Consider the following 23,611-nt stretch of genomic DNA (forward strand, 5'->3'; position numbering starts at 1 on the left):
GAAAGGACCCCCCGTGTACGAAAAGGACGATCCCCGATCCGCGCTCGCGACGGCCACCGCGCCGGGGCCGGACAGCGGCGCCGCGATCGCCGCCGCGCAGTACCTCGACCTGCACGACAACGAGGTCGTGCGCGCGCAGAACGTCATCCTGATCCACACCGAGGCGCACTCCGGTGACGACCTCGACAACGGCTACCTCGCCGGCGAGCTCGCGATCATCGTGACCGGCGCCTCCCCCGCGTTCACCCTGTTCACCGACGACGGTGCCACCCGGATCGCCGAACCCGGGCTCGTCGTCACGCCGCCCGGCGCGTCCCGGATCAGCGTCGAAGGCGACGGCCCGCTCGTCCGCCTGGTCGAGGCGACCGAACGCGACTGGCGCGACCGGCCCGCCAACGCCGGCGCGTACGCCGAAAACCACCCGCGCGTCACGCTCTTGCAGCGGTGGCCGGAACCCGCCGGCGGGAACCGCGTGCGGTTCTACCCGCTCTCCGAGGTCCCCCAGGACCCGAAGCGGTTCGGCCGCATCTTCCGCACCCGGGCGTTCATGGTGAACTTCCTGCCCGAGCAGGACGGCCCGCGCGACCCGCGCAGGCTCTCGCCGCACCACCACGACGACTTCGAGCAGCTTTCCCTTGCGGTGCAAGGCGAGTACGTGCACCACATCCGCACACCCTGGCTCAACGACCGCACCACGTGGCACGACGACGAGCACGTGCGGATCGGCAGCCCGTCCGTCACGATCATCCCGCCGCCCACCGTGCACACCTCCGAGGCGAGCGACCCGGGTGTCAACCAGCTGATCGACATCTTCAGCCCGCCGCGGGTGGACTTCTCGGAGAAACCGGGCTGGGTCCTGAACGCCGACGACTACCCGATGCCGTGACCGCGCGCACCGGAGCCGGGCTGCTCGACCGCCCGGCCACTCCCGTGGGTACCTGGCTGAAGATCGCCTCGGGCGAGCCGGTCGAGATCATGGCGTACGCCGGGTTCGACTTCGTCGTGATCGACCTGGAGCACGCGCCGCTCGACCTGCAGACCGCGTACCGGCTGATCAACTCGGCCGCCGCGCTGGGCGTCACACCCATCGTGCGGGTGCCGGACACGACCGCGTCGACCATCCAGAAGATCCTCGACGCGGGCGCCATGGGCATCCTCGTGCCGCACGTCGACACGGTGGAGCAGGCGGCCGCCGTCGGGCGCGCGTGCCGGTTCCCGCCGCACGGCGTCCGCGGTGCCGGCGGTACCAGCCGCGCCGGGGCGTGGGGCCTGCGCCCGAACGCCGAGTACCTCGCCACCGGCAACGACGAAGTGCTGTGCATCCCGCAGCTCGAGAGCGTCGAGGCGATCAAGGCCGCGCCGGAGATCCTGGCGCTGGACAGCGTGGACGCGGTGTTCGTCGGCGCGGCGGACCTGTCGATGTCGATGGGCTCGACGCCGTCCTCGCCCGAGGTGCTCGACCTGATCGCGTCGGCGATCGAAGCCGCGCACGCCGCCGGCAAGCGCTGCGGGCTCGCGTTCGGCGGGGTGCCCGAGCGGGCCGCGCAGGCCGTGCGCGACGGCTGCGACTTCGTCCTGCTCAGCAACGACACGACGATGCTGGCGGACGCCGCGCGGACCCTGGTAAAGGCGTTCCGGGAAGCGACCGGATGACGCTCTCGTTGCCGCGCAACGCGTTGTCGATCGCGGAACTCGACGACCTCGACCACGACGGCGTGGTCCGGTTCGTGCGCGGGCTCGAAGACGCCGGGCACCGGATGGTCTGGATCCCGGAGGTGGCGGGGCGCGAAGCGTTCACGACGGCCGCTCTCGTGCTCCAGTCCACCGAGCGGCTGGTGGTCGGCAACGGCGTCGCACGCGCTCTCGAACGGGTGCCGAAGTCGGCCGCGTCCGCGGCGCGGGACCTCGCCGCCGGTTATCCCGGCCGGTACGTGCTGGGGCTCGGGGTCAGCGGGGCGGTCCGCGAACGCGGGGTCGGACCGCTGCCGTTCCTCCGCGACTACCTCGACGGGGTCGGGGCGACCCTGCCCCGGGCCGTGCCGCGGGTGCTCGGCGCGTACTCGGAAGGGATCACCCGCCTGGCCGCCGAACGCGCCGACGGCCTGATCACGTTCCTCGTCACGCCCGAGCACACCCGCTGGGCGCGCGAGACGATCGGGCCGGACCTGTTCCTGTCGGTCGTCCAGTGGGCGGTGGTGGGCCGTTCGCGGGCAGCGGCCCGCGACGTCGCCCGCGAGCGCCTCGCCTACTACCTGACCCTGCCGCACCAGCTCGCGAAGCTGACGCGGCTCGGCTTCACCGACGCCGACCTCACGCCGCCGGGCTCCGACCGGCTGCTCGACGCGCTCGTCGCGTACGGCACGCCGGAGCAGGTGCGCGAGTCGTTGCGGCAGCAGTACGACGCGGGCGCGACGCAGGTCGCGGTCAGCCTGGTCGGCCCGCTGGACGACGCCAAACTCGACGCTTACCGAGCCCTCGCCGAACAGGAGAACTGATGCGGGCAGCGGAAAAAGTCATCATCACGACCGCCATCACCGGGTCGGTGAACATCCCGTCCCAGAGCCCCTACCTGCCGTTGTCCGCCGCCGAGGTGAGCAAGGCGGCGCTGGAGGCGATCGCCGCCGGGTCCGCTGTCGTGCACCTGCACGCCCGGCACCCGGACGGGCGGCCCGCGTTCGAACCCGAAGTCTTCGACGAGATCCTCGAGCCGATCACCGCGGAGACCGACGCCGTCATCAACATCACCACCGGCGGCGCGTCGTCGATGACCATGGACCAGCGGCTCGCGGCGGCCCACCACGTGCGGCCCGAGCTCGCGTCGATGAACATGGGGTCGATGAACTTCGTCTACTCGGGCATCGCCGACAAGGTCACCGAGTGGCAGCACGACTGGGAGAAGCCGTACGTCCTCAACACGTACTCCCACCCGTTCGTGAACACCTTTGACAAGATCGAGCACACCCTGCGCACGCTCGGCGCGGCGGGCACCCGGTTCGAGTACGAGTGTTACGACATCGGGCACCTGTACTCGCTCGCCCACTTCGTCGAGAAGGGCCTGGCGAAACCGCCGTTGCTGATCCAGGGCGTGTTCGGCGTCCTCGGCGGCATCGGCGCCGACCACGCGAACCTGGAGCACATGGTGCGGATCGCCGACAAGCTCTTCGGCGACGACTACCAGTTCTCGGCGTTCGCGGCCGGCCGCGAACAGCTGGCGTTCGGCACACACAGCGCATGGCTCGGCGGGCACGTGCGGGTGGGCCTCGAAGACAGCCTGTGGATCGGCAAGGGCCAGCTCGCGGAGAGCAACGCCCAGCAGGTGCGGAAGATCCGGGCCGTCGTCGAGGACATGGGCAAGCAGATCGCCACCCCGGACGAGGCGCGGGCGATGCTCGCGCTTCGCGGGGCCACCGTCGAAAACAAGGAGAATTCATGAGCACCCCCCTGCTCGCGGGCAAGGTCGTCCTCGTCGTCGGCGCCAGCTCGGGCATCGGCGCGGAAGCGGCGCGCGTCTTCGCCGAAGACGGCGCTTCGGTGATGCTCGTCGCCCGGACCGAGGAACCCCTTGCCGCGCTGGCGAAAACCCTCGACGCGGCGGGCCACGACGTCGCGTACACGACCGGCGATGTCGCGGACGCGGACAGCGTCGCGGCGTTCGTCGACGCGACGGTCGCCCGCTTCGGACGCCTCGACGGCGCGTACAACAACGCCGCGATGGGCCAAGGCGGCCGGCTCGACGCGGTACCCGAGGCGGACTTCGACCGGATCATGGCGGTGAACGTCAAGGGCACCTGGCTGTGCCTGCGCGAGGAAGTGCGGGTGATGGAGGCGCAGGGCTTCGGCGCGATCGTCAACGTGAGCAGCATCGGCGGCCTGCGCGGCAGCTCCGGCATGGGCGCGTACCAGGCCACCAAGCACGCGGTCATCGGCCTGACCCGCACCGCCGCGCACGACTTCGGCCCGCTCGGCATCCGCGTGAACGTCATCGCCCCCGGGCCGACCGAATCCCCGATGCTGGACGAGCTGCGCCGCACCATCCCAGGCGGTGTGGAGGCTCGGATCGCGGCGACGCCGTTGCGGAAGGCGGGCACCGGAGCGGAGGCCGGCGCCACGGCGGCGTTCCTGCTCAGCGACCGGGCGAGCCACCTCAGTGGCGTCGTCCTCCCGGTGGACGGCGGGTTCCTTGCCTGACTTGCCCGGAACCCTGCGGCTGCCCGCGCGGGTGCACTTCGGTTACGGCGCCCGCGCCCAGCTGCCCGGGATCGTGGCCGGGCACGGCACGCGGGTGCTCGCCGTCGTCGACCCGTTCCTCGAAACCACCCCGCACTTCGCCGCCATCCTCGGCGCCCTGACCACGGCCGGGCTCGACGTGCGGACGTACTCCGCCATCACCCCGGAACTGCCCGTCGGCACGCTGACCGCGGGCGCCGCCGTCGCGCGGGAGCACGAAGCGGAGGTCGTCCTCGCGATCGGCGGGGGCAGCGCGCTCGACGCGGCCAAACTGATCGCGCTGCTCGCGGTGCACGACGGCCCGCTCGCCCGGTTCTACGGCGAGAACCTGGTACCCGGCCCGGTCGCCCCGGTCGTCGCGGTGCCGACGACGGCGGGCACCGGGTCGGAAGTGACGCCGGTGGCCGTGGTGTCCGACCCGGACCGCGAGCTCAAGGTGGGGATCTCCAGCCCGTTCCTGGTGCCGGCCGCGGCGGTGGTCGACCCGGAGCTCACCCTGGGCGCGCCGGCCGGTGTCACGGCGTTCTCCGGCATCGACGCGCTCGTGCACGCGGTCGAGTCGTACACCGCCCGGCCGCTGCCCCTCGACTGGTCCGCGCCGCTCCCGGTGTTCACCGGGCGCAACGCCCTCACCGAGCCGATCGCCTTGCGGGCCGCGGAAAAGCTGGGTCCGTGGCTGCCCACGGCCGTCCGCTCGCCGGGCGACCGGGACGCCCGGCGTGAGGTCGCGCTGGGCGCGTTGCTGGCCGGGATCGCCTTCGGCTCGACCGGGACGCACCTGTGCCACGCGATCCAGTACCCGATCGGCGCGCTGACCAAGACCCCGCACGGGCTCGGCACGGGGCTGCTGCTCCCCTACGCGCTCGACGTGCTCCGCGCCGAACCCGAAGCAGCCCAGCGGATCGCGCGGCTCGGCGCCGCCGTGGAAGGGATCCCGGAGCGGGACGCCTCGGCCGAGCGGACGATCGCCCGCGTCGCCGGGATCAACCGGGCGATCGGCGTACCCGCGACGCTCGCCGAGCTCGGCATCGGGCGCGACCAGCTGCCGCAGATAGCCGAGCTGGCCCTGAAGTCGGCGCGGCTGCTGGCGATCGCGCCGGTCGAGCCGACGCGGGAGCTGCTGCTCGACATCCTCCGGCGCGCCCACTCCGGAGCCCTCGACGATCGGAGCGCGGCGTGAAATCGCAGGTCAAGGCCCTCTTGTCCCTCTGAGGAGCTACCGCGGCTGTCCGTCACGGAGTGATGTGGCACCGCCCGCCGCGCTCGTAATCTCGCCGTACTCCACAAGGAAGTCCGGCGAGAGGAACCCGATGACCACCCTGACCGAGCGGAAGCCCCGGCTGCAGCGCTTCCGGTTCCCCGTGCTGCTCGTCGCCACCGCCGTGCTGCTGGTCGCGGCCCGCGGGCTGGACGCGCTCGTGTCCGGGGTGCCGATCCTGCGCCTGTTCGTCGGGGTCGGCGCGGCCGCCGGGGCCGTCGTCGCCTACAAGTGGGTGGCCCGGCGGGTCGAGAAGCGGGACGAGATCACCGAACTCGCCACCGCCGGGCGCTGGGGCGGCCTCGGGCGCGGCGCGCTCATCGGCGGCGCCGCCTTCGTGGGGACCATGCTGCTCGGCATCATCTTCACCCACGCCGACATCAGCGGCGGCTCGTTCTGGGCCTGCCTGGGCGTGGCCGGCTCGATGGCTTCCGTCGCGGTCACCGAAGAACTGCTGTTCCGCGGGGTGCTCCACCGCATCCTGGAGCAGCGCGCGGGCAGCGTCATCGCGATCGTGGTCTCGTCGCTGCTGTTCGGCCTGACGCACCTGATCAACGGCAACGCCACGCTCTGGGGCACCCTCGCCATCGCCGTCGAAGGCGGCACGATGCTGGCCGTCGCCTACACCGCCACCCGGTCGCTGTGGGTGCCGATCGGCCTGCACTTCGCCTGGAACTGGCTGCAGGGCGGCGTGTTCGGCACCGCGGTCTCCGGCGCCGACAGCGAACCCGGCCTGCTGCGCACCGTCCTTTCCGGACCGGACGCGCTCACCGGCGGCTCGTTCGGCCCGGAGGCCGGCCTGTTCGCGCTGCTGTGCTGCCTGGTGACGACAGCGCTGCTGCTGCGCCGCGCCAAGCTCATCCCTCGGCGCTGACCAGCCCGGTCCGGTAGGCCAGCACCACGGCCTGCACCCGGTCCCGCAGGTCCAGCTTGGTCAGGATCCGCGAGACGTACGTCTTCACCGTCTCCACGCTCAGCACCAGCTCGGCCGCGATCTCGGCGTTCGACAAGCCGGCGGCGATCAGCTTCAGCACTTCCAGCTCCCGTCGGGCGAGCCCCTCCAAGGGACCGCCGGCGGGAGCAGCCGGGCGGATCCGGTCGGCGTACCGGCCGATCAGCGTCCGCGTCACCGACGGCGCGAGCAGCGACTCGCCCCGGGCGATCGTGCGCACGCCTTCGACGAGCTCGTCCAGCGGCGCGTCCTTGAGCAGGAACCCGCTCGCCCCCGCGCGCAACGCGTCGTAGACGTACTGGTCGACGTTGAACGTCGTGACCACCAGGACCTTGGCCGGGTCGGCCGCTCCGGGGCCGGCGATGCGGCGGGTCACCTCGATCCCGTCCAGCAGCGGCATCTGGATGTCCATCACGACGACGTCCGGATGCAGCCGGTCGAACTCGGCGAGCGCTTCGCGGCCGTTCGCGGCCTGGCCGACGACTTCGAGGTCCGGCTGGGCGCCGAGGACCGTCACGTAGCCCGCGCGGATCAGCTCCTGATCCTCGCAGATCAGGACGCGGATCGGGCCGTCGGTCATCGGTCTCTCCTGGCGGGGATCTGGGCGGGAATCTGGGCGGGAATCTGGGCGCTGACCACGAATCCGTCCCCCGACGGGCCCGCGGTGAACCGGCCGCCGAGCGCGTCGACCCGGTCGCGCAGCCCGGCCAGCCCGCGGCCGCCGGAACCGAGCGCGCCCGCCGCCGTCGCCGGGCCTTCGGTGCTCACCTCGATTTCGAGGAGGTCCGCACCGTAGCCGACGCGCACCTCGGTGGGGCGGCCGGCGGCGTACTTGGCCGCGTTGGTCAGCGCCTCCTGCACGATCCGGTACGCCGTGAGCTCGGTTTCCGCCGGCAGCGCCGGACGTTCGCCCTCTTCGACGAGCCGCACCGCCCGCCCCGGCTGGTCGACGAGGGTGCGCAGCGCGCTCAGGCCGGGCGTCCGCGCGCCGGTCGCTTCCAGGACGCCCAGCAGGAACCGCAGCTCGGTGAGCGCGTCGCGCCCCGAGCCGGTGATGGTGGTGAGCACTTCGGGGACGCGCTCGGGCGGGAGGTACCGGGCGGCGTCGGCCTGCACCACCATGGCGGTGACGTGGTGGGTCACGACGTCGTGCAGTTCGCGGGCGAGCCGGGCGCGTTCCTCCGCGGCGGCGGCGCGCGCGGTGAGCCGTCGCCGTTCGGCTTCTTGCCGGCGCCGTTGCCGCACCAGCGCGCCCAGCAGCCAGAACAGCGTCAGCACCGTGTAGTAGATGGCGTAGTCGAGCAGCCCCGACGGCGATCCGCGAAGGGCCAGCACGACCGCGAAGACGACGTAGCCGGCGGTCGCGATCGCCGGCAGCGCCCGGCGAAGCCGTTCTTCGTGCGCTCCGGCGGAATACAGCGCGAAGTACAGCGCGAGGGTGCCGACGGTGGTGGGGTACGCGAGCACCTCGTGCGCGGCGAAACAGATCGCGGTCACCCCGAACGCCGCGGCGGGCCACCGGCTCCGCACCGCCAGCGGCAGGGTCTGCCCGAGCACCAGCACGACCGCGAGGAACCCGCCCTCTTGTCGCGGCAGATCGCCGAACTGGGCACCGAGCATCGCGAGCCCCGGCACGAACGCGGCGGCCGTGACGAGCACGGCGAGCCCCCGGTCCCGGGCTTCGAGCGAGACACTCGCCCACCGGCTCCGGAGACGTCCCAGCTTCGGCATGGCGGGGAGCCTAGCGAGACCCGGGCTTCCCCCGGCCGCCTCGGGCCGGAAAGCTGATCGACCGGCGACGACGCACGGGAGGATGCATGACCACGACTCCGGACGGCACCCCACAGTCGGCTTGGCAGCTGCTGGCGCCGGTGCTCGATCTGGTCACCCCGCTGGCCGTCCGCGCGGCCGCCACGGTGGGGGTGGCCGACCACGTGGCGGACGGCCCGGTGCCCGTCGACGAGCTGGCCCGCCGCTGCGGCACCGATCCCGACGCCCTCGACCGGTTGCTGCGGCACCTCGTCGCCCACGGCGTGTTCACCGAGCCGGCCCCTCGGACGTTCGGGACGAGCGAACTCGCGGCCCTGCTGCGCTCGGACCATCCGTCCGGGATGCGGGTCGGCCTGGACCTCGAGGGGTTCGGCGGGCAGATGGACCTGGCGTTCACCGGGCTGCTGCACACCCTGCGCACCGGCGGCCCCGCGTGGGAGACGGTCTTCGGCACCCCGTTCTGGGAGTACCTGGCCGCCCGTCCGGCGATGGCCGCCTCCTTCGACGCGACGATGGCGGCCGGGACGGACTACGTGATCGACGCGGCCGCGGGCTACGACTGGTCCGGCGCCCGCCACGTCGTCGACGTCGGCGGCGGCACCGGAGCGCTGCTGGCCGCGGTGCTCGAGACCGACCCGGCGCTGCGGGGCACGCTGGTCGACCTGCCCGACACCGTGCGACGCGGCCGGGAGCACCTGGCGGCCCGGGGACTCGGCGACCGGTGCGCCTTCGCGGGCCAGAGCTTCTTCGACCCGCTGCCCGAGGGCGGGGACGTCTATGTGCTCAGCAGCGTCCTGCACGACTGGGCCGACCGCGACGCGGCCCGGATCCTCGGCCGCTGCGCCGAGGCGGCCGGCGCCGGCGGCCGGGTGCTGATCCTCCAGCAGCACGGCACCGAGGGCGGCGACCGCGCGGAGATGGACCTCCGGATGCTCGTGTTGTGCGGCGGGCGCGAGCGCGGCCTGGACGACTACCGCGCGCTCGCGGCCGGCGCCGGCCTGACGGTGGCCGCCGTCCGGACGACGCCGCTGGGCCAGGTCGCCATCGACTGCGCGCCGGTCGCCGGCTGACCGATCCGGCGCCGGTCACGATGATCTCCGTGCCGGGCGGCGTCCGGGCGGCCCGGCTTACCTCGGCGCCACCGGCCGTCACCCGGGTGGGGGACATGGGTTTTGCCGGGTCGCGGGGCGGGTAGCCAGCCCGCGGCCGGACGCGACGCGTCCCCGGAGAAGGAGCGGTTCGTGGTCCTCATCGGCATCACCCTCGGCGCGACCGGGCTGGTCCTCGGCGTCGGCGTGCTCTTCCTGCTCGGCCTGCTGCTCCTCGTCGGCGGGCTGATGTTCCACCTGCTCGCCAAAGAGACCGTTTAGTCACCACTCCCGGTCGCGCAGGTACGCCGCGATCCGGACGCGCAAGCCGCGGACGTGCACCAGGCTCAGGGTGAAAGCCGCCCCGGGCTCCTCTTCGGGAAGGTGACACGGGCCCGCGATGTGGACAAAGCCGTCGCCGGGGTCGTGGCGCGGTGCCGACCAGACATCCTGCTCGCCGGCCGCGCGGTCCGCCGCCCGGGCCTTCGCCGTCCAGTAGACCGGCAGTTTCATGATCTCGCCGAGGGCCTTCCCGAACGCGGGCAGATCTTCCTCGGGCATTGCGAGGCCCCGGCCGCTCCACACGCGCGGCCCGGCCGGTGCGGGCCGGACCCGGGTGAACGTGGCCGTGTCGCCGGCGGTGCCGATCGTCCAGTGCGGCGTTTCGGTGGTGGTGGTCGCCACGGTTTCTCCTCGTGCGTAGCGGCCCCCAGGCTTGTCGCCACTCTAGTGGATCACGCGGCATCCCAGGCACGACCGGCGAGGAGGTTCGTCACCCAGTGCGCGGCGAGCCCGCAGAGCACGCTTTCGGGGCCGCGCCGGTGGGACACCACGACGTCGTCGCGCCAGAGCATCAACGCGGTGAGACCGCCGGCGGTCGGGGTCAGGCCGACGACCCAGCGCCGGCCGTGCGCCTCGACGGTGCGCTCGGCGGTGAGCCACCAGCCCTTCGACGCGGTGACCGTCCAGACCCGCGTCCCGGCGAGCTCGGCCACCGAGGCCGGCTCGCGGCGCCGCGCGGTTCGTTCGTCCACATCGGCCACTCTCGCACACCGGTGCCCGTTTCCCGCACGATCGCGAACGCTTTCGTGAGGTGACCGGGGCGACCGGGCGGAACGCGCCGGTCCGGGCCGCGACGTACCGGCAGAGGTGGTCGTACTGCTCCGGGCGCGGACGACGAACGCGAAGCCGGGCGCCCAGGCGCGCGCCGAAGAAAAGCGTGGTCATGCCCCAAGGTGATCGGGTTACCTTTGCGCGTCACGCACCTCAGTCGCGGCGGCTGCCGAAGATCATGCGGTAGCCGACGAGGATGATCAGCGCGCCCAGCACGGCCAGGCCCCACGTCCGCAGGTCGAAGAACGTGCCGATGTCGGTGTGGAAGAGGGTCTTGCCGACCCAGCCGCCGACGAAGGCGCCGCCGATGCCGAGCAGGATCGTGATGATGCAGCCGCCGGGATCCTTGCCCGGCATGAGGATCTTCGCGATCACGCCGGCGATGAGCCCCAGCACGATCCAGCCGATGATGCCCACGGACTGCTCCTCTCATCCACGCTCGACCTAGACGGCACAGGATGGCAGCCGGGCGTGGCGGCGGCGCGCCGGGTGAGGTCGACGTGACCTGGATCTCATCCGGCCCGTCGCTAGGGTCGCGGGCATGGGAACGCCGATCACCGAAGACCTCGCCCCGACCGGCGTCCTGCGCGCCTCGATCAACCTGGGCAACGCCGTCCTCGCGCAGGGCACCCCGGACGCGCCGACGGGCGTCACGGTCGACATCGCGCGCGAAGTAGCCGCGCGGCTGGCCGTCCCGGTGGCGTTCGTGTGCTTCGACGCGGCACGGAAGTCGTTCGCGGCCCTGACCTCCGGCGCCGCCGACCTCTGCTTCCTGGCGATCGACCCGGCGCGCGCGACGGAAGTCGCTTTCACCGCACCGTATGTCGTCATCGAGGGCGTGTACGTGGTGCCGCGCGGCTCGGCGTTCACCACCCCGGCCGACGTCGACCGGCCGGACGTCCGGATCGGCGTGAAGCAGGGCTCCGCCTACGACCTGTTCCTCTCCCGCACCCTGGAGCACGCGACCGTCGTCCGCGGCGACGAAGGCGTCACGACGTTCGAAACCCAGGGCCTCGAAGCGGCGGCCGGCATCCGCCGGCCGATGACGTCGTACGCCGCCGCGCACCCGGAGGTCCGGGTGATCCCCGACCGGTTCATGCAGATCGAGCAGGCCGTCGGCACGGCGAAGGACCGCCGCTCCGGGACCGTCGCGTTCCTGCACGACGTCGTCGAGGACCTGAAGGCGAGCGGCTTCATCGCCGACGCGTTGCGGCGTGCGAACCAGCCGGACGCCACCGTCGCTCCCCCGGCCCGCTGACGCTCAGGCCGCCGTCCACGCGCGCAGCTTGTCGGGGTTGCGGATCGCCCAGATGTGCTTGATCCGGTCGCCCTCGACGTGGAACGCGAAGACCGTCACGGTGACGCCGTTCTGCCGGGAGAGCAGGCCGGGCCGGCCGTTGACCGTGGTCTCCGAGAAGGTCATGCCGGGCAGCACGTCCAGGATCCCGGCGCAGGCCCGCGCGACCGCTTCGCCGCCGTACATCGGTTCCAGGCCGGCGGCCGCCAGCCCGCCGCCGTCGGCGGTCGCCGTGACGTCCGGGTCGAGGAGGCCGACGAGGGCGGCGATGTCCTGGGCTTCCCAGGCCGCCTTGAAGCCGCGGACGAGGTCCGCCTGCCGGGCGGTCGGCGTCGCCACCGGTGCCCGCGACGCCTGGATCCGCCGGCGGGCCGAGGAGGCCAGCTGCCGGCACGCCGCCGTCGACCGGCCGACGATCCCGGCCACTTCGGCGAACGGGTAGCGGTAGACGTCGTGCAGGACGAACGCGACGCGCTCGGCCGGGGTCATCGCCTCGAGCACGACGAGGAAGGCCATGTCGACCGACTCGTCGAGGGTGACCCGGTCCGCCGGGTCGACGACGTCCGGCCGCTCCGCGCGCCCCGGCAGCGGCTCCGGGATCCACTCCCCCACGTAGGCCTCGCGCCGCACGCGGGCCGAACCGAGCTGGGTCAGGCAGATCCGGCTCGCGACCGTCGTCAGCCAGGCCCCGGGCGCCTCGATCGCGTTCCGCGCCGGCGCGGACAGGGCGTACCAGCGGGCGTAGGTCTCCTGGACGACGTCCTCGGCGTCGGCCAGCGAGCCGAGGAGCCGGTAGGCGAGGTTCGTCAAGTGCCGTCGCTCGCTCGTGATCGGGTCGGGCCGGGTCATGGTTCGCCTCACATTCCGCGGTGCTGCCTGGTCGTAGTCCTGACGAACCCCACGGCTTCGTTGTGACACGACCACGCAGGAGGAGACCCATGACCCCGTTCACCGACGCCGCCCCCGCCGAAAGCCTCGAGCGGGCGGCCACCGCGCTGAAGGAACACGGCTTCGCCGTCGAGATCCTCGACGACGTCGCCGCCGCGCGCGGCCGCGTCGGCGACCTGATCCCGGCCGGCGCGAGCGTGTTCACCTCGGCCAGCGAGACGACCCGGCTGTCCGGCATCGAGCAGGACCTCAACACCGGCGGCCGGTACGACGCCGTCAAACCCCGGGTCCTGGCGCTGGACCGCGCCACCCGGGCCGACGACATCCGGCGGCTGATCGCCACGCCCGACTTCGTGGTGGGCAGCGTCGCGGCGGTCACCGAGACCGGGTCCGTGGTCGTCGCTTCGGGCAGCGGCAGCCAGGTGCCCGCCTACGCCGGCGGCGCGGGCCGGGCGATCTGGATCGTCGGCGCGCAGAAGGTGGTCCCCGACATGGCCACCGCGTTGCGCCGCCTCGAAGAACACGCGCTGCCGCTGGAAAACGCCCGCGCCCGGGCGGTCTACGGCCAGCCGAGCGCGATCAACCGCCTGCTGGTCCTCAACGCGGAAGGCCCGGGGCGCGTCACCGTCCTGTTGCTGCGCGAAGCCATCGGCTTCTGACTCAGCCGCCGAGGGAGCCGCTGCCGCCGGGGCCGGTGGCCACGATCCGGAGGGTCACCTCGCCCGCGAACGGGACCACCGTGACCTGCCACGTCTGCGGCGAGCCGACGTCCAGGGTGGTCCGGGCCTTCGTCACCAGGGCCGGGATGCGGTCGACCGGCAGGGAGCGCAGGTCGAACGACGGAGCGGTGACGGCGGTCGGCGCGAACACCACCGACAGGCGGTGCTCCTCGACGACCGCGGTGAGCACCTTCGCGACGTCCGCGTGCTGCGCCAGGCCGACGACCGCCCGGCGCAGCTCGCCCGCGTCCGCCATGGACTGCCCCGGGCCGACGGTGACCGTCGCCGAGCCCGAGGAGGACGTGACCGACGTGGGTTCGGCGGACTCCGAAACTTCCGAGGCGTCCGCCGACGGGGCGAACAGCTCGGCGCGGAACGGCAGGACGATCGCGGCCACGCCGAGCAGGAACCCGAGGAGGACGAGAAAGCCGGCCCCGGCCCCCGCCGGCTTCCGGACCACAGTGGACTCGGGCGCGGACACCACGGTGGCGCCGGCCGCCCGCCGCGCCCACTCCGCGTCCGGCTTCACGATCCGGGCCTGCCACGGCCGGTCCGGCGGGTACGCGACGACCAGGACGTCACCCGGCCGGTAGCTCGGCAGGTCGACCAGGTTGACGTCGAGGCGGGCTTCGGCGCGGAACGGCGGCTCGCCGTGCGGGGCGATCGTGAGGTCGAACCGGAGCGACACGTCACCCGTCTCCGCGCCGCCGGCGCGCAGGCTCTCGATCTTCGCGAGCGCCGTGCGCGGCACGACCGCCGCTTCCCGCGCCCGCCGCGGGATCCCGGCCAGGAACAGGAGAAAGCCGTAGGCGAACGGGAGTCCTGCCCCGGTGAGGAGCAACGGGACGTTCCCGATGATGATGCCGGTGACGAAGGCGCTCGGCGTCACCCCGACGACGCCGCCGGTCAGGAACCCGCGAGCGAGCCTGATCATGGGGAACTCCGGACTCTCGAAGGAACTCATCGGACCGGCAGCCAGTCGGCGAGGACGGGGTCGCGCCGCAGTGCGACGAAGATCGACTTCTCGTCCCCGGGCCGCGCCGGGTCGAACAGTACTTCCGCCGCGCTGACCTCGGTGTCCCGGCTGCGGCGAGTCACCCAGCGCCGGACGCCCGCGGGGTCGGCGAAGGACACGGTGACGGTCGCGCCGACGACCCGCGTGCCCGTCTCGTCGCCCGCGAGGCGGAGCTTGACCTCGACGACGTCCGCCGGCACGCGGCGGCCGTGCGCCAGCAGCCGTCCGCGGGTCCGGACCATCGCGGTGTACCGGCGGTGGCCGGCCACGGCGTACCCCAGCACCAGCGAGGTCGCCACGAGCAGCAGCGCGGGCACCCACCAGTCGGCGTAGTAGAAGAACCAGCCCCAGAAACCCCACGGCTCGTCGTGGTGGAAGACCGGGTCGACCGCCGTGCCGACGGCGAGCGGCGGCAGCCACGCCCGGGCCGACACCCAGGCACCGGCCGTGGCGCCCGCGAGCGCGAGGACCGCCGGGAACGCGGGGCCCGCCGGCCGTCCCCCGTACCGTCGCGCGGCGGCGCCCGCCAGGGTGGCCGAGAGCAGGCAGCCGAAGACGCCCAGGGTGCCCCAGACGACCACGTACGGCGGGTCGCCGTCGCCGCGGTCGTCGAAGACGCTGTCGATCGCCATGGTCCGGAACTGCTCCATGAACCCGCCGAACCCGAGCCCGGCCAACACGCCCAGCGCCACGGTCGCGAGCGAAGCCACGACCACCGCGGCGAGCACCACCGGGTGCCCGCGCCACCGTTCCAGGCGTTCGTGCCGGGCCCGCGCCGGATCCTTCGTGTTCACCGCACCCACCTCCGTTCGTTCGGGACGTCCCCAGCCTGCGCGGGCCCGGCTGCTACCGAACCCAGGTTTCGGCCCCGATCAGGTGAGGAACCGGTGGTTCATCAAGAAGAAACGATTCCCCAATGCCGCGAAAACCGTCGCGGATTGTCGCGCTTCGAGCGCCCATGCGGGGCGCCGCAAACCGCCGTGATCACTCACAGGAGTGACAATCGGCGAGCCGTTGACCAGGCCCGTTGAGCCGGAAAGGGGAATTGCGAGCGCTACTCAAATGGCAGCTATCCGACCCGCTGATCACTGCCGTAGCGTCGATTCACGGGTGCGGTTCTCGCACTCGCGACTCCTGGAGGTTCTCGTGATCCGACGACCCCTGCGCACTGTGGCCGCCCTCGTCGGCGCCGCGGCCGCGACAACCGCGTTCGCGACGCCGGCCTCGGCGGCCGCCGTACCGTTGACGGAAGCCACGGGTCCGGCCGCGCTGGCCGCCGCGCAGCACACCCTCGGCGGTTCCCTGGGCGGCGCGTTCGGGCTGTCCTGGCTGGACGCCGCCACCGGCGGCCTGGTCGTCGGCACGACCGACGCCGCCCGCGCCGGTCAGATCCGGGCCGCCGGGGCGACGCCGAAAGTGGTGCGGCACAGCGCGTCCGAACTGAAGGACGTCCAGTCCACACTGGACCGCAGAGCGGCCGGCGTACCCGCCTCGGTCGCCGGCTGGTACGTCGACGCGCCGGCCAACGAGGTCGTGGTGAGCGTGGTGGGCGGCGACCCCGCGGGCCTGGCGTGGGCCACCGCCGGCGGCGCGCCGGTCCGGGTCGAGCGCGTCGCCAGTGCCCCGCGGCCACTGTGGGACGCCGTCGGCGGGCAGGGGCTCTACTTCAGCGGCGGTGCGTGTTCGATCGGGTTCAACGCGTACAACGACGACGACGTCCACTTCGTCATCACCGCGGGACACTGCACGGCACTCGGCGGCGCGGTGAGCGGCGCCGGCGGCCCCGTCGGCAAGGTCGCGAAATCCTCGTTCCCCGACAACGACTACGGCACCGTCAAGGTCACCGACGGCAACGTCTCGGCCCCGCCGCGGGTGGACCGCTACGAAGACGGCACCGACGTGCGGATCGACGGCACGGACGTCGTGCCGGCCGGCGGCCGGATCTGCCGGTCCGGCATCACCACCCACTGGCAGTGCGGGCGGGTGATCGCCTTGGACCAGGCGGTGAACTACGGCAACGGCAACATCGTCCACGGGCTCACCCAGACCGACGCCTGCGCCGAACCCGGCGACTCGGGCGGCTCGTTCGTCAGCCGCCCGGCGGCCGGTGCCGGCACGAAAACGGTGCAGGCGCAGGGAATGACGTCCGGCGGGTCCGGTGACTGCGAGACCGGCGGCAACACCTTCTTCCAGCCCGTGCAGGAGGTGCTGGACCGCTACGGCCTCACCCTCGAAACCAGCTGACACCCGCGGCCGGCTCGGCGGTCTCCCGGAGGCCGCCGATGCCGAGCGAGTCGTCGGGTTCCGGCGCTTCTTCCGGTGCCGGCAGTGCTTCCGCCGCCGGCGCTTCTTCCGGTTCCGCTTCGGGTGCCGGCTCGGGCGGGTCCTCCAGGAAGTCCGCCGTCGGCACGTAGAACAGCGCCCCGGTGTGCGGGGTCGAGAAGTCCAGGATGCGGTCGTGGTTGCCGGGCGGCGACCCGACGAACATGTTCTCCAGCATCCGCTCGATCACCACCGGCGACTTCGCGTAGCCGATGAAGTAGGTGCCGAACTCGCCGTACGCCGGGCGGCCGAACGGCATGTTGTCGCGCAGGATGTCCAGCTCGTTGCCGTCGTCGTCGGTGATCACGTTCAGGGCGATGTGGGAATCGCTCGGCTTCTCCGCGTCCGACAGCTCCACATCGGACAGTTTGCGCCGGCCGATCACCCGCTCCTGCTCTTCGGTGGACAGCGCGTTCCACGCGGTCATGTCGTGCAGGTACTTCTGGACGACGACGTAGCTGCCGCCGTTGAAACCGCCGTCGTCGTCGACGAACACGGCCGCCCGCGCGGCGCGGCCGGTCGGGTTTTCGGTGCCGTCGACGAACCCCAGCACGTCACGCGCGTCGAAGTAGCGGAAGCCCTGCACCTCGTCGACGACGGTGACCGCGCCGGCGAGCCGCGCCATGATCAGCGTCTCCAGCTCGAAGCACAGGTCCATCCGGTCGGCGCGGAGGTGGAACAGGAGATCTGCGTCGCTCGTCACGCTTTCGTGGCGCTCGCCCTTGAACACGGGCAGCTCGTGCAGCTCGGCCGGGCGCGCGCCGCCGTAGATCCGGTCCCAGGCGGCGGAGCCGATCCCGGCCAGGCACGACAGGCCGCCGGTCAGCGACCGGAACCCGACGGAGCGCCGCAACCCGGGCAGATCCGCCAGCAGATCCTTGACGACGTCCTCGCCGCCGCTGTCGATCCGCAGTACGAGGAAGATCGCGGCGCGGGTGAGGGGTCCGGCGATCTCCTCGGCGTCACCCGGCGAGGCCTCGTTCGAAAGCATTCGCGACGATAGCATTCGCCGCCGTCGCGCTCTCCTCCTAGATTGGGGACATGACTTCCACCGCCGACAAGGCCAAGCGCCTGCAGGAGCTGCACGCGGCTCCGGAACTGCTGCTCGTCGTCAACGTCTGGGACGCGATCACCGCGAAGGTCGTCGCCGAGACGCCGGGCACGCAGGCTCTCGCCACCCCGAGCCACGGCATCGCCGCCTCCCGCGGTTACCCGGACGGCGAAAAGATCCCGCGGGACGAGATGATCGCCGAGGTCGCGCTGATCGTGCGGACCGCGGGCGACCTGCCGGTCACCGCCGACCTGGAGGCCGGGTACGGCGACCCGGGCGGCACCGTCGCCCGGGCCATCGAGGCCGGCGCGGTCGGCTGCAACCTCGAAGACCAGATGAAGCCGCTCGCCGAGTCGGTCAAGGCGGTCGAAGCCGCCGTCGCCGCCGCGCAGTCGGCCGGGATCGACTTCGTGCTCAACGCCCGCACCGACGCGTTCCTCAAGATCGCCGACCAGGAGGAGGCGCTCACCGAGGCGATCACCCGCGGCCGCGCCTACCTCGACGCGGGCGCGTCGAACTTCTTCGCGCCCGGCAAGCTCGACGAGACCCAGGTCGGCCGGCTGGTCGAGGCCCTCGGCGAGCGCAAGGTCAACCTGATCGGCATCCCGGGCTCGATCCCCCTGGCCGCCGCGCAGAAGCTCGGCGTCTCCCGGGTGTCCTACGGGCCGTGGAGCCAGAACGTCGCGCTGACCGCCCTGGCCAAGCTGGCCGAAGACGTCTACGCCGGCGGCGGGCTGCCGGCCGACACCCGCAAGCTGAACTGAGGCGGGATCCCTCGTTGTTTACAGTCACTGAAGTGATACGGTGACTGTAAACAACGAGAGGACCCCGCCCGTGAGCGAGTTCGAGATCGTCACCGAGTACCCCCACCCCCGCGACCGGGTGTGGCAGGCGCTGACCGACCCGGCCCTGGTGCCGCGGTGGACGTCCACCGGACGAGGCGGGCGCCCCGAGGACTTCGCGCCGGAGGTCGGCACGCGGTTCCGGTTCGTCGGCAAGCCCGTGCCCGGCTGGGACGGCGTCGTCCGCTGCGAGGTCCTCGCCGCCGACGCGCCCACCTTGCTGCGCTTCTCCTGGCGCAACAAGGAAACCGACGAGCCGAGCTTCGTCACCTACCGCCTCGAGGACACCGCCGGCGGCACCCGCTTCACCTATTCGCACACCGGCTTCCGCGGCGTGGGCGGGCTGGTCATGTCCCGTCTGCTGCAGCGGGTCCGCCGCCGGATGCTGGCCGAGGGCCTGCCGCCGGTGCTCGACGACCTCGGCGCCGCCGCCTGAACCTCAGGCCAGGTCCGGGATCAGCTCGCCGATCAGCCGGATGCTCTTCAGCACCTTGTCGTGCGGGATGCCGCCGATCTGCTGCAGGCACATCAGCCGGTCGATGCCCAGGTCGGCGTAGGCCCGCAGTTTCTTGCGGCAGGTGTCCGGGCTGCCGACGATCAGTGAGTCCTGCGCGCTGAGCACCGCGAAGATCTCGTCGTCCGGCACCGATTCCCCTTGCAGGATCCGGGCGATCAGGAGGTTCGCGTCCGTCGGGCCGTTCTGCGCCTCGCCACGCAGGAACTCACCCGTGAGGCCACCGCCGTCCGGCGCCGCCGCGATCTCCTGCTGGCGGGCGTTCAGCCGGACGAACTCATTCGCCGCTTCGAAGAACGTCAACGCCGTCACGGTGTACCAGGCCGCGGCCGCGGCGGCGCCGTTGCGCATCGCCTCCTCGTCGGTGTCCGCGCAGTGCACGAACGTGAAGAACCCGACCTGGTTGTTGACGAACGCGCCGACCGGGTCCGTGCACTGCGCGGCCGCCGCCCGGTACAGGCCGATCAGCCGGCCGGCGCGCTCGAGCGACTCCCACATGGTCGTGCCCAGCACGCCGACGCCGCGGCGGCCGGCCTCCTCGAACGAGGACGCGCTCGCCGCCGCCTGCCACAGCGGCGGATGCGGCCGCTGCAACGGTTTCGGCGCGATCGCGACGTCGTCGACGCGGTAGGCGTCGCTCTCGTAGGAAAACCGCTCGGAGGTCCACATCCGCGGCACCATCTCGAACGCTTCCTGCGTCTGGGCGCGGGCGTCGTCCGGTTCGATGCCGAACAGGCGCCACTCCGGGATGGTCGAGCGGGTCAGGCCGAGCTCCACCCGGCCGCCGCTGAGGTGATCGAGTGTCGCGGCGCGCTCGGCGACGCGGATCGGGTGGTTGAACCGGCCCGGCGCGAGCACCGCGGAGTGCCCCAGCCGGATCCGGCTCGTGCGCTGGGAAAGCGCCGCCAGCATCAGCTCCGGCGCCGACGACAGGCTGAACTCGCCCGCGCCGTGGTGCTCGACCTGCCACCAGCACCCGTACCCCAGCTCGTCCGCCAGGACGGCCTGCTCGATCGCCTGGGTGAACCTGAGCTGCTCGTGGCCTTCCGGCCACGGCCGGGGGTTCTGGATCTCGTTGAACAGGTCGATCTGCATCCACGGCCTCCGTCGGCTCTCGGGTCTGCTCCCCGTTGCACTGAGAAGTCAGTCCCGCAGAGCGACCGGGCCGTTACGCAGGTCGCACGTTCGGCGCAATACGTCCGGCGGGCTACGGGTTCGGCGGCCAGAACCCGCAGCGGTGGTCGGATCCGCTGTCGACGGGTGTGGCGCCGCCGGCCGTCAGGCTCAGGACGGTCGTCGAGGTGGCGGTACCGGGGACGGCGCCCGCGGGTGCTCCCGTACGGGCGAAGCCGCTCCAGAGATCGATCATCCGCTCCCCCAGGCGGGCCTGCGCGGGATCGGCCAGGAGGTTCTTGCCGCCGAGGTCGAACAAGTACGGCGTGTCGGTGGCGTGCGCGGCACCCTGGGCCATCCCGGGCACGGTCACCTGGCTGACGTTGGGTGCGTGGGGCTCGGCGAACTCGTAGGGGAACACCTTCGTCGCGCGCGCGAGAGCCTGGTCGCCCGCCAGGGTGGGACAGCTCCACGCCGAGTCGGTGACGACGCTCGACCAGGCCTCGACGGCCGTCGGATAGCGCTGGAGCGGGTACTGCCGCAGGACGTCCGAGGCCTTCGGGTCGCCGAAGGCCGTCCGCAGGAGGCCGGGGTAGGTCGCCTCGGTGATCGCGGCCGGGTCGGCCATCGCGGCGCCGCCCGCGAACGAACGGGCTTCGTCGTGGTTACCGCCGGAGAGGACCGGGATCCGGGCGATCCGGCCGGCGCGGACCGCGTCCGGCGGGTTCTCCGGCAGCAGGTCGGTGCCGTAGGCCAGGTGGTCGGAGAACGCCGTGCTCACCGGCAGCAACTGGGCGGCGGGCAGGTCCCGGAGGCACCGCAGCGCACCGGATCCGGTGCAGCCCAGCTGGTTCGCGGTCGCGACGCCGTCGGCCTGGTCGGTGGCCAGTGAGGTGTAGGGCGTCTGCGCCGGCGTGCCGGGGAACAGCCCGCCCGCCGGCCAGTTCAGGAAGCAGGAGCCGGAGGAGATCGCGACGCGCTGGACGAGCCCGGCGGCCTGCGGCGACGTCAGCAGCGCGCACGCCGACATCCCGCCCGCGGACTCGCCGAAGACGGTGAGGTTGCCCGGATCACCGCCGAACGCCGCGGCGTTGTCCTTCGCCCAGTGGGTGGCGGCGAGCTGGTCGGCGAAGCCGAAGTTGCCCGAGCCGGCCAGGCCGGGCAGCCCGAGGTAGCCGAAGACGCCGAGGCGGTAGTTGACCGTGACCACGACGACGTGCCCGCGGGAGGCCAGCCGCTGAGCGTCGTAGTCCGCGCCGGAGCCGCTGGTGTACCCGCCGCCGTGCCACCACACCATGACCGGCAGCCGCTCGCCGGGCGCCTGGTCGCGCGGGGTCGTCACGTTGAGGAACAGGCAGTCTTCGGAGGTGCCGGCGGCCTGCGTCCCCTGGGAGCACCGGGCGCCGGGGTGGGTCGCGTCGGCGACGCCCTCCCGGGCCGGGGCCGGCTGGGGCGCGGTCCAGCGCCGCTCCCCCGTCGGCGCGAGCGCGTAGCGGAGGCCGAGGAACTCCCGCGCCGACGCGGTGGCCAGGCCGTGCACCTGACCGCCGGTGGTGCCGACGGTCAGCTGCGGCTCTTCGGGTCGCGGGCTCGAACACGCGGCCGCGGTGAGGGCCGATGCCACGGCCAGCGCGCCGGCGGTCCGGGCGAGGACGCTCATGGGTTTTCCTTTCGGGTCGCCAGGTCGAACGTGCGGACCAGTTCGTCGCGCACCCGCGCCGCGGCGGCGGGCGTGCGGTCGGCGGTGACCCGGACCAGGGCGGCGTCGAGCGCGGCACGGATCGTGCCGGCCATGATTTCGACGTCGAAGGCCCGGAACTCGCCGGCCTCGACCCCGGCGCGCAGCAACGCGCCGACGTCGTCCATCTCGGTCCGGTGGTGCCGGGTGCCGTCCCGCTCCTGGGCGGTGAAGACGGCGCTCAGCGCGGCCAGGTGCCGGGGGTGGGCGGCGTAGAACCCGACGCTGCCGCCGATGAACGCGAGCAGGCTCGCCCGCGGCGACCCGGCCCGGACCACCCGCGGCCCCAGCTCCGCCCCGGCGAGCGCGTACACGGATTGGACGACCGCGGCGATCAGGTCCGCCCGGTCCCGGAAGTGGTAGGTGAGCACCCCGCGGCTGACCCCGGCCGCCCGCGCGATCCGCACGGTGGACGCGGCCGCGTACCCGTCGCGGGCGAGCACGTCGATCGCCGCGTCCACCAGCTGCGCCCGGCGCGCGGCGTGGACGGCCGACTCGCTGCTCCGTTCGGGGGCCACCTCGGACTGGTAGCCGGTCGACGTGACTTTTAAACAGTCCTGTTCAGAGTGACGGTGTTTGACCGCGGAATCCGTAGACCATCACCCGATACGGTGAAATATCCCGACACGCTCCTCACCTCATTGCGCATCTGGCCCGATCCTGTACGGCCTACTGGGCGATGGGGGACAGTCTTTCGGGTACACCACGCCCCGGACTGATCATCCGAACGCCGTCGTCTGCGACACTTTGGAGCTAATGGCGAGAACGCAGCGTAGCGACTCGTCGGAGGCGCAGAGGGGGTGGAGGACGGATGACCACGCACCACCGGCAGGCGGGCCTGCGGGCCTGGACGCACCGCCCGCGCCACGCACGCCGCCCGGCCATCGGGCTGTCCCCGGTCCTCGTGCTGGCGGCGACGATCCTGCTGCTGGCCGACACGGCCCTCGGGGTCACGGTGGTGATCCTGGTGTTCGCGACCCTGGCCGTCCTGTGGACGGTCCGGCGGCCGCTGCGCCGGGCCGCGAGCGACCTGGACGCGATCCTCGCGGAGGAGCTGGGCCCCCGCCACCGCCGCGGCGGCGTACGTTTCGGCGATCCCGCCACCGCACAGCAGTAATTACACCGGCACTCCCCCCGCTCGGCAGCCGAGTGGGCCGCGCCGGACGCTGTGTTGGCCACCCCGGGCACCGCGTTGGCCAACCCCGGCACCTCATTGGCTGGCCCGAGCGCTGGCACTGGTTGACCGCTCCGGCACCGTTAGCCGCACCGGCACCGCGTTGGCTGACCGAACACTGGCACTGGTTGACCGCACCGGCACCGCGTTGATGGGCCCGAACGCCGGCACTGGCTGACCCCTCCGGCACCGTGTTCCGCACCGAGCACTCTGCTGGCCGCTCCGACACCGTGTTGACCGCGCTGGGCGCCGTGTTGGCTGGCCAGAGTGCGGCGTAGCCACTCCGCACGCCACGTTTGACCGCTCCGGGCACTGTGTTGGCCGGTCCGGGCCTGGTGTTGGCCATTCCGGGCGCCGCATCGGTCGGCCTGGGCGCCGTGGTGGCGACTCTGGACACTGTGGCGGCCGCACCGGGCGCTGTCTTGGCCACCCGAGCACCGTGTTGGCCGCGCCAGGCACCGTGTTGGCCCCGCCAGGCACCGCGTTAGCCGCGCCAGGCACCGCGTTAGCCGCGCCGGGCACCGTGTTGG

At 72.8% G+C, this 23,611-nt stretch carries 27 protein-coding genes; 15 read left to right on the forward strand and 12 right to left on the reverse strand.

What is annotated here, in order from left to right:
- Positions 1–13: 13 nt before the first annotated feature.
- The 7 genes from OHS18_RS09770 (at position 14) to OHS18_RS09800 (ending at position 6,359) form a co-directional block, all read left to right on the forward strand.
- Positions 14–886, forward strand: coding sequence for a hypothetical protein (locus tag OHS18_RS09770; protein WP_328616730.1), 873 nt, complete (start codon positions 14–16; stop codon positions 884–886).
- Positions 883–1,653 carry an HpcH/HpaI aldolase family protein gene (locus OHS18_RS09775; protein WP_328616731.1) on the forward strand — a complete coding sequence of 257 codons (771 nt, stop codon included), beginning with the start codon at positions 883–885 and terminating at the stop codon, positions 1,651–1,653. Before OHS18_RS09770 ends, OHS18_RS09775 begins: the two co-directional genes overlap by 4 nt.
- Positions 1,650–2,495 carry an LLM class flavin-dependent oxidoreductase gene (locus OHS18_RS09780; protein WP_328616732.1) on the forward strand — a complete coding sequence of 282 codons (846 nt, stop codon included), beginning with the start codon at positions 1,650–1,652 and terminating at the stop codon, positions 2,493–2,495. The genes OHS18_RS09775 and OHS18_RS09780 overlap by 4 nt, the downstream gene beginning before the upstream one ends.
- On the forward strand, positions 2,495–3,433 hold the full coding sequence (locus OHS18_RS09785; RefSeq protein WP_328616733.1) for a 3-keto-5-aminohexanoate cleavage protein: 939 nt from the start codon (positions 2,495–2,497) through the stop codon (positions 3,431–3,433). Before OHS18_RS09780 ends, OHS18_RS09785 begins: the two co-directional genes overlap by 1 nt.
- Positions 3,430–4,188, forward strand: a complete 759-nt coding sequence (locus tag OHS18_RS09790; RefSeq protein WP_328616734.1) for an SDR family NAD(P)-dependent oxidoreductase — start codon at positions 3,430–3,432, stop codon at positions 4,186–4,188. The genes OHS18_RS09785 and OHS18_RS09790 overlap by 4 nt, the downstream gene beginning before the upstream one ends.
- 1 nt (position 4,189) lies before the next feature.
- On the forward strand, positions 4,190–5,407 hold the full coding sequence (locus OHS18_RS09795; RefSeq protein WP_328616735.1) for an iron-containing alcohol dehydrogenase: 1,218 nt from the start codon (positions 4,190–4,192) through the stop codon (positions 5,405–5,407).
- A gap of 130 nt (positions 5,408–5,537) precedes the next feature.
- Positions 5,538–6,359: a CPBP family intramembrane glutamic endopeptidase gene (locus OHS18_RS09800; RefSeq protein ID WP_328616736.1), complete on the forward strand. Its 822-nt coding sequence runs from the start codon at positions 5,538–5,540 to the stop codon at positions 6,357–6,359.
- Here the strand turns inward: OHS18_RS09800 and OHS18_RS09805 are convergent.
- The gene (locus tag OHS18_RS09805; RefSeq protein ID WP_328453782.1) at positions 6,343–7,017 is read right to left on the reverse strand and encodes a response regulator transcription factor; all 675 of its coding nucleotides are present in this window, start codon (positions 7,015–7,017) and stop codon (positions 6,343–6,345) included. The two genes, OHS18_RS09800 and OHS18_RS09805, sit on opposite strands and share 17 nt — an antisense overlap.
- Positions 7,014–8,168: a sensor histidine kinase gene (locus OHS18_RS09810; RefSeq protein WP_328616737.1), complete on the reverse strand. Its 1,155-nt coding sequence runs from the start codon at positions 8,166–8,168 to the stop codon at positions 7,014–7,016. Before OHS18_RS09810 ends, OHS18_RS09805 begins: the two co-directional genes overlap by 4 nt.
- A gap of 86 nt (positions 8,169–8,254) precedes the next feature.
- Here OHS18_RS09810 and OHS18_RS09815 point away from each other — a divergent pair, with 86 nt between their 5' ends.
- Both OHS18_RS09815 and OHS18_RS09820 read left to right on the forward strand, forming a co-directional pair.
- Positions 8,255–9,277 (forward strand): methyltransferase, encoded by a 1,023-nt coding sequence (locus OHS18_RS09815; protein WP_328616738.1) that lies wholly within the window; start codon positions 8,255–8,257, stop codon positions 9,275–9,277.
- A gap of 171 nt (positions 9,278–9,448) precedes the next feature.
- Complete coding sequence (locus OHS18_RS09820) at positions 9,449–9,577, forward strand: hypothetical protein (RefSeq protein ID WP_328453776.1); 129 nt, start codon at positions 9,449–9,451, stop codon at positions 9,575–9,577.
- Here OHS18_RS09820 and OHS18_RS09825 read toward each other — a convergent pair whose 3' ends face one another.
- The 3 genes from OHS18_RS09825 to OHS18_RS09835 all read right to left on the reverse strand — a co-directional run bounded on the left by OHS18_RS09825 (position 9,578) and on the right by OHS18_RS09835 (position 10,825).
- The gene (locus OHS18_RS09825) at positions 9,578–9,979 is read right to left on the reverse strand and encodes a hypothetical protein (protein WP_328453774.1); all 402 of its coding nucleotides are present in this window, start codon (positions 9,977–9,979) and stop codon (positions 9,578–9,580) included. It lies immediately after the preceding gene.
- 50 nt (positions 9,980–10,029) lie between these two features.
- Positions 10,030–10,329: a hypothetical protein gene (locus OHS18_RS09830; protein WP_328453772.1), complete on the reverse strand. Its 300-nt coding sequence runs from the start codon at positions 10,327–10,329 to the stop codon at positions 10,030–10,032.
- A 232-nt stretch (positions 10,330–10,561) separates the two neighbouring features.
- The gene (locus tag OHS18_RS09835; protein WP_328616739.1) at positions 10,562–10,825 is read right to left on the reverse strand and encodes a GlsB/YeaQ/YmgE family stress response membrane protein; all 264 of its coding nucleotides are present in this window, start codon (positions 10,823–10,825) and stop codon (positions 10,562–10,564) included.
- A gap of 124 nt (positions 10,826–10,949) precedes the next feature.
- Here OHS18_RS09835 and OHS18_RS09840 point away from each other — a divergent pair, with 124 nt between their 5' ends.
- Positions 10,950–11,666 carry a transporter substrate-binding domain-containing protein gene (locus OHS18_RS09840; RefSeq protein WP_328616740.1) on the forward strand — a complete coding sequence of 239 codons (717 nt, stop codon included), beginning with the start codon at positions 10,950–10,952 and terminating at the stop codon, positions 11,664–11,666.
- Positions 11,667–11,669: 3 nt separating this feature from the next.
- Here OHS18_RS09840 and sigJ read toward each other — a convergent pair whose 3' ends face one another.
- Positions 11,670–12,554 (reverse strand): RNA polymerase sigma factor SigJ, encoded by an 885-nt coding sequence (gene sigJ / locus OHS18_RS09845; protein ID WP_328616741.1) that lies wholly within the window; start codon positions 12,552–12,554, stop codon positions 11,670–11,672.
- A gap of 89 nt (positions 12,555–12,643) precedes the next feature.
- Here sigJ and OHS18_RS09850 point away from each other — a divergent pair, with 89 nt between their 5' ends.
- Positions 12,644–13,252 (forward strand): LUD domain-containing protein, encoded by a 609-nt coding sequence (locus OHS18_RS09850; RefSeq protein ID WP_328453764.1) that lies wholly within the window; start codon positions 12,644–12,646, stop codon positions 13,250–13,252.
- 1 nt (position 13,253) lies between these two features.
- Here the strand turns inward: OHS18_RS09850 and OHS18_RS09855 are convergent, their stop codons facing one another.
- A complete protein-coding gene (locus tag OHS18_RS09855; protein WP_328616742.1) occupies positions 13,254–14,246 on the reverse strand; it encodes a DUF3592 domain-containing protein in 993 nt (330 codons plus the stop codon).
- A gap of 26 nt (positions 14,247–14,272) precedes the next feature.
- A complete protein-coding gene (locus OHS18_RS09860) occupies positions 14,273–15,121 on the reverse strand; it encodes a hypothetical protein (protein ID WP_328616743.1) in 849 nt (282 codons plus the stop codon).
- Between the two features lie 352 nt (positions 15,122–15,473).
- Between OHS18_RS09860 and OHS18_RS09865 the strand changes: the two genes are divergently transcribed.
- Positions 15,474–16,571, forward strand: a complete 1,098-nt coding sequence (locus OHS18_RS09865) for a S1 family peptidase (protein ID WP_328453759.1) — start codon at positions 15,474–15,476, stop codon at positions 16,569–16,571.
- On the opposite strand, the gene OHS18_RS09870 is transcribed toward OHS18_RS09865, so the two are convergent.
- Positions 16,552–17,640, reverse strand: a complete 1,089-nt coding sequence (locus tag OHS18_RS09870) for a Dyp-type peroxidase (RefSeq protein ID WP_328453757.1) — start codon at positions 17,638–17,640, stop codon at positions 16,552–16,554. The two genes, OHS18_RS09865 and OHS18_RS09870, sit on opposite strands and share 20 nt — an antisense overlap.
- A gap of 50 nt (positions 17,641–17,690) precedes the next feature.
- Between OHS18_RS09870 and OHS18_RS09875 the strand changes: the two genes are divergently transcribed.
- Positions 17,691–18,464 carry an isocitrate lyase/PEP mutase family protein gene (locus tag OHS18_RS09875; RefSeq protein ID WP_328453756.1) on the forward strand — a complete coding sequence of 258 codons (774 nt, stop codon included), beginning with the start codon at positions 17,691–17,693 and terminating at the stop codon, positions 18,462–18,464.
- A gap of 70 nt (positions 18,465–18,534) precedes the next feature.
- Positions 18,535–18,978, forward strand: a complete 444-nt coding sequence (locus tag OHS18_RS09880) for an SRPBCC family protein (protein WP_328616744.1) — start codon at positions 18,535–18,537, stop codon at positions 18,976–18,978.
- A 3-nt stretch (positions 18,979–18,981) separates the two neighbouring features.
- On the opposite strand, the gene OHS18_RS09885 is transcribed toward OHS18_RS09880, so the two are convergent.
- The 3 genes from OHS18_RS09885 to OHS18_RS09895 all read right to left on the reverse strand — a co-directional run bounded on the left by OHS18_RS09885 (position 18,982) and on the right by OHS18_RS09895 (position 22,425).
- Positions 18,982–20,151: an LLM class flavin-dependent oxidoreductase gene (locus tag OHS18_RS09885; RefSeq protein ID WP_328616745.1), complete on the reverse strand. Its 1,170-nt coding sequence runs from the start codon at positions 20,149–20,151 to the stop codon at positions 18,982–18,984.
- A gap of 112 nt (positions 20,152–20,263) precedes the next feature.
- Positions 20,264–21,829 carry a carboxylesterase/lipase family protein gene (locus OHS18_RS09890; RefSeq protein ID WP_328616746.1) on the reverse strand — a complete coding sequence of 522 codons (1,566 nt, stop codon included), beginning with the start codon at positions 21,827–21,829 and terminating at the stop codon, positions 20,264–20,266.
- Complete coding sequence (locus OHS18_RS09895) at positions 21,826–22,425, reverse strand: TetR/AcrR family transcriptional regulator (RefSeq protein ID WP_328616747.1); 600 nt, start codon at positions 22,423–22,425, stop codon at positions 21,826–21,828. Before OHS18_RS09895 ends, OHS18_RS09890 begins: the two co-directional genes overlap by 4 nt.
- A 293-nt stretch (positions 22,426–22,718) precedes the next feature.
- Between OHS18_RS09895 and OHS18_RS09900 the strand changes: the two genes are divergently transcribed.
- Positions 22,719–23,024, forward strand: coding sequence for a hypothetical protein (locus OHS18_RS09900; protein WP_328453748.1), 306 nt, complete (start codon positions 22,719–22,721; stop codon positions 23,022–23,024).
- The last annotated feature ends 587 nt before the right edge of the window (positions 23,025–23,611 follow it).

The sequence above is a fragment of the Amycolatopsis sp. NBC_00355 genome, assembly GCF_036104975.1.
GTDB lineage: Bacteria > Actinomycetota > Actinomycetes > Mycobacteriales > Pseudonocardiaceae > Amycolatopsis.

Coding starts and splice junctions, on each gene's coding strand:
- OHS18_RS09855 (WP_328616742.1), bottom strand. CDS start 14,246: ATGATCAGGCTCGCTCGCGGGTTCCTGACCGGCGGCGTCGTCGGGGTG.
- OHS18_RS09780 (WP_328616732.1), top strand. CDS start 1,650: ATGACGCTCTCGTTGCCGCGCAACGCGTTGTCGATCGCGGAACTCGAC.
- OHS18_RS09900 (WP_328453748.1), top strand. CDS start 22,719: ATGACCACGCACCACCGGCAGGCGGGCCTGCGGGCCTGGACGCACCGC.
- OHS18_RS09800 (WP_328616736.1), top strand. CDS start 5,538: ATGACCACCCTGACCGAGCGGAAGCCCCGGCTGCAGCGCTTCCGGTTC.
- OHS18_RS09810 (WP_328616737.1), bottom strand. CDS start 8,168: ATGCCGAAGCTGGGACGTCTCCGGAGCCGGTGGGCGAGTGTCTCGCTC.
- OHS18_RS09885 (WP_328616745.1), bottom strand. CDS start 20,151: ATGCAGATCGACCTGTTCAACGAGATCCAGAACCCCCGGCCGTGGCCG.
- OHS18_RS09840 (WP_328616740.1), top strand. CDS start 10,950: ATGGGAACGCCGATCACCGAAGACCTCGCCCCGACCGGCGTCCTGCGC.
- OHS18_RS09890 (WP_328616746.1), bottom strand. CDS start 21,829: ATGAGCGTCCTCGCCCGGACCGCCGGCGCGCTGGCCGTGGCATCGGCC.
- OHS18_RS09850 (WP_328453764.1), top strand. CDS start 12,644: ATGACCCCGTTCACCGACGCCGCCCCCGCCGAAAGCCTCGAGCGGGCG.
- OHS18_RS09875 (WP_328453756.1), top strand. CDS start 17,691: ATGACTTCCACCGCCGACAAGGCCAAGCGCCTGCAGGAGCTGCACGCG.
- OHS18_RS09785 (WP_328616733.1), top strand. CDS start 2,495: ATGCGGGCAGCGGAAAAAGTCATCATCACGACCGCCATCACCGGGTCG.
- OHS18_RS09790 (WP_328616734.1), top strand. CDS start 3,430: ATGAGCACCCCCCTGCTCGCGGGCAAGGTCGTCCTCGTCGTCGGCGCC.
- OHS18_RS09870 (WP_328453757.1), bottom strand. CDS start 17,640: ATGCTTTCGAACGAGGCCTCGCCGGGTGACGCCGAGGAGATCGCCGGA.
- OHS18_RS09805 (WP_328453782.1), bottom strand. CDS start 7,017: ATGACCGACGGCCCGATCCGCGTCCTGATCTGCGAGGATCAGGAGCTG.
- OHS18_RS09815 (WP_328616738.1), top strand. CDS start 8,255: ATGACCACGACTCCGGACGGCACCCCACAGTCGGCTTGGCAGCTGCTG.
- sigJ (WP_328616741.1), bottom strand. CDS start 12,554: ATGACCCGGCCCGACCCGATCACGAGCGAGCGACGGCACTTGACGAAC.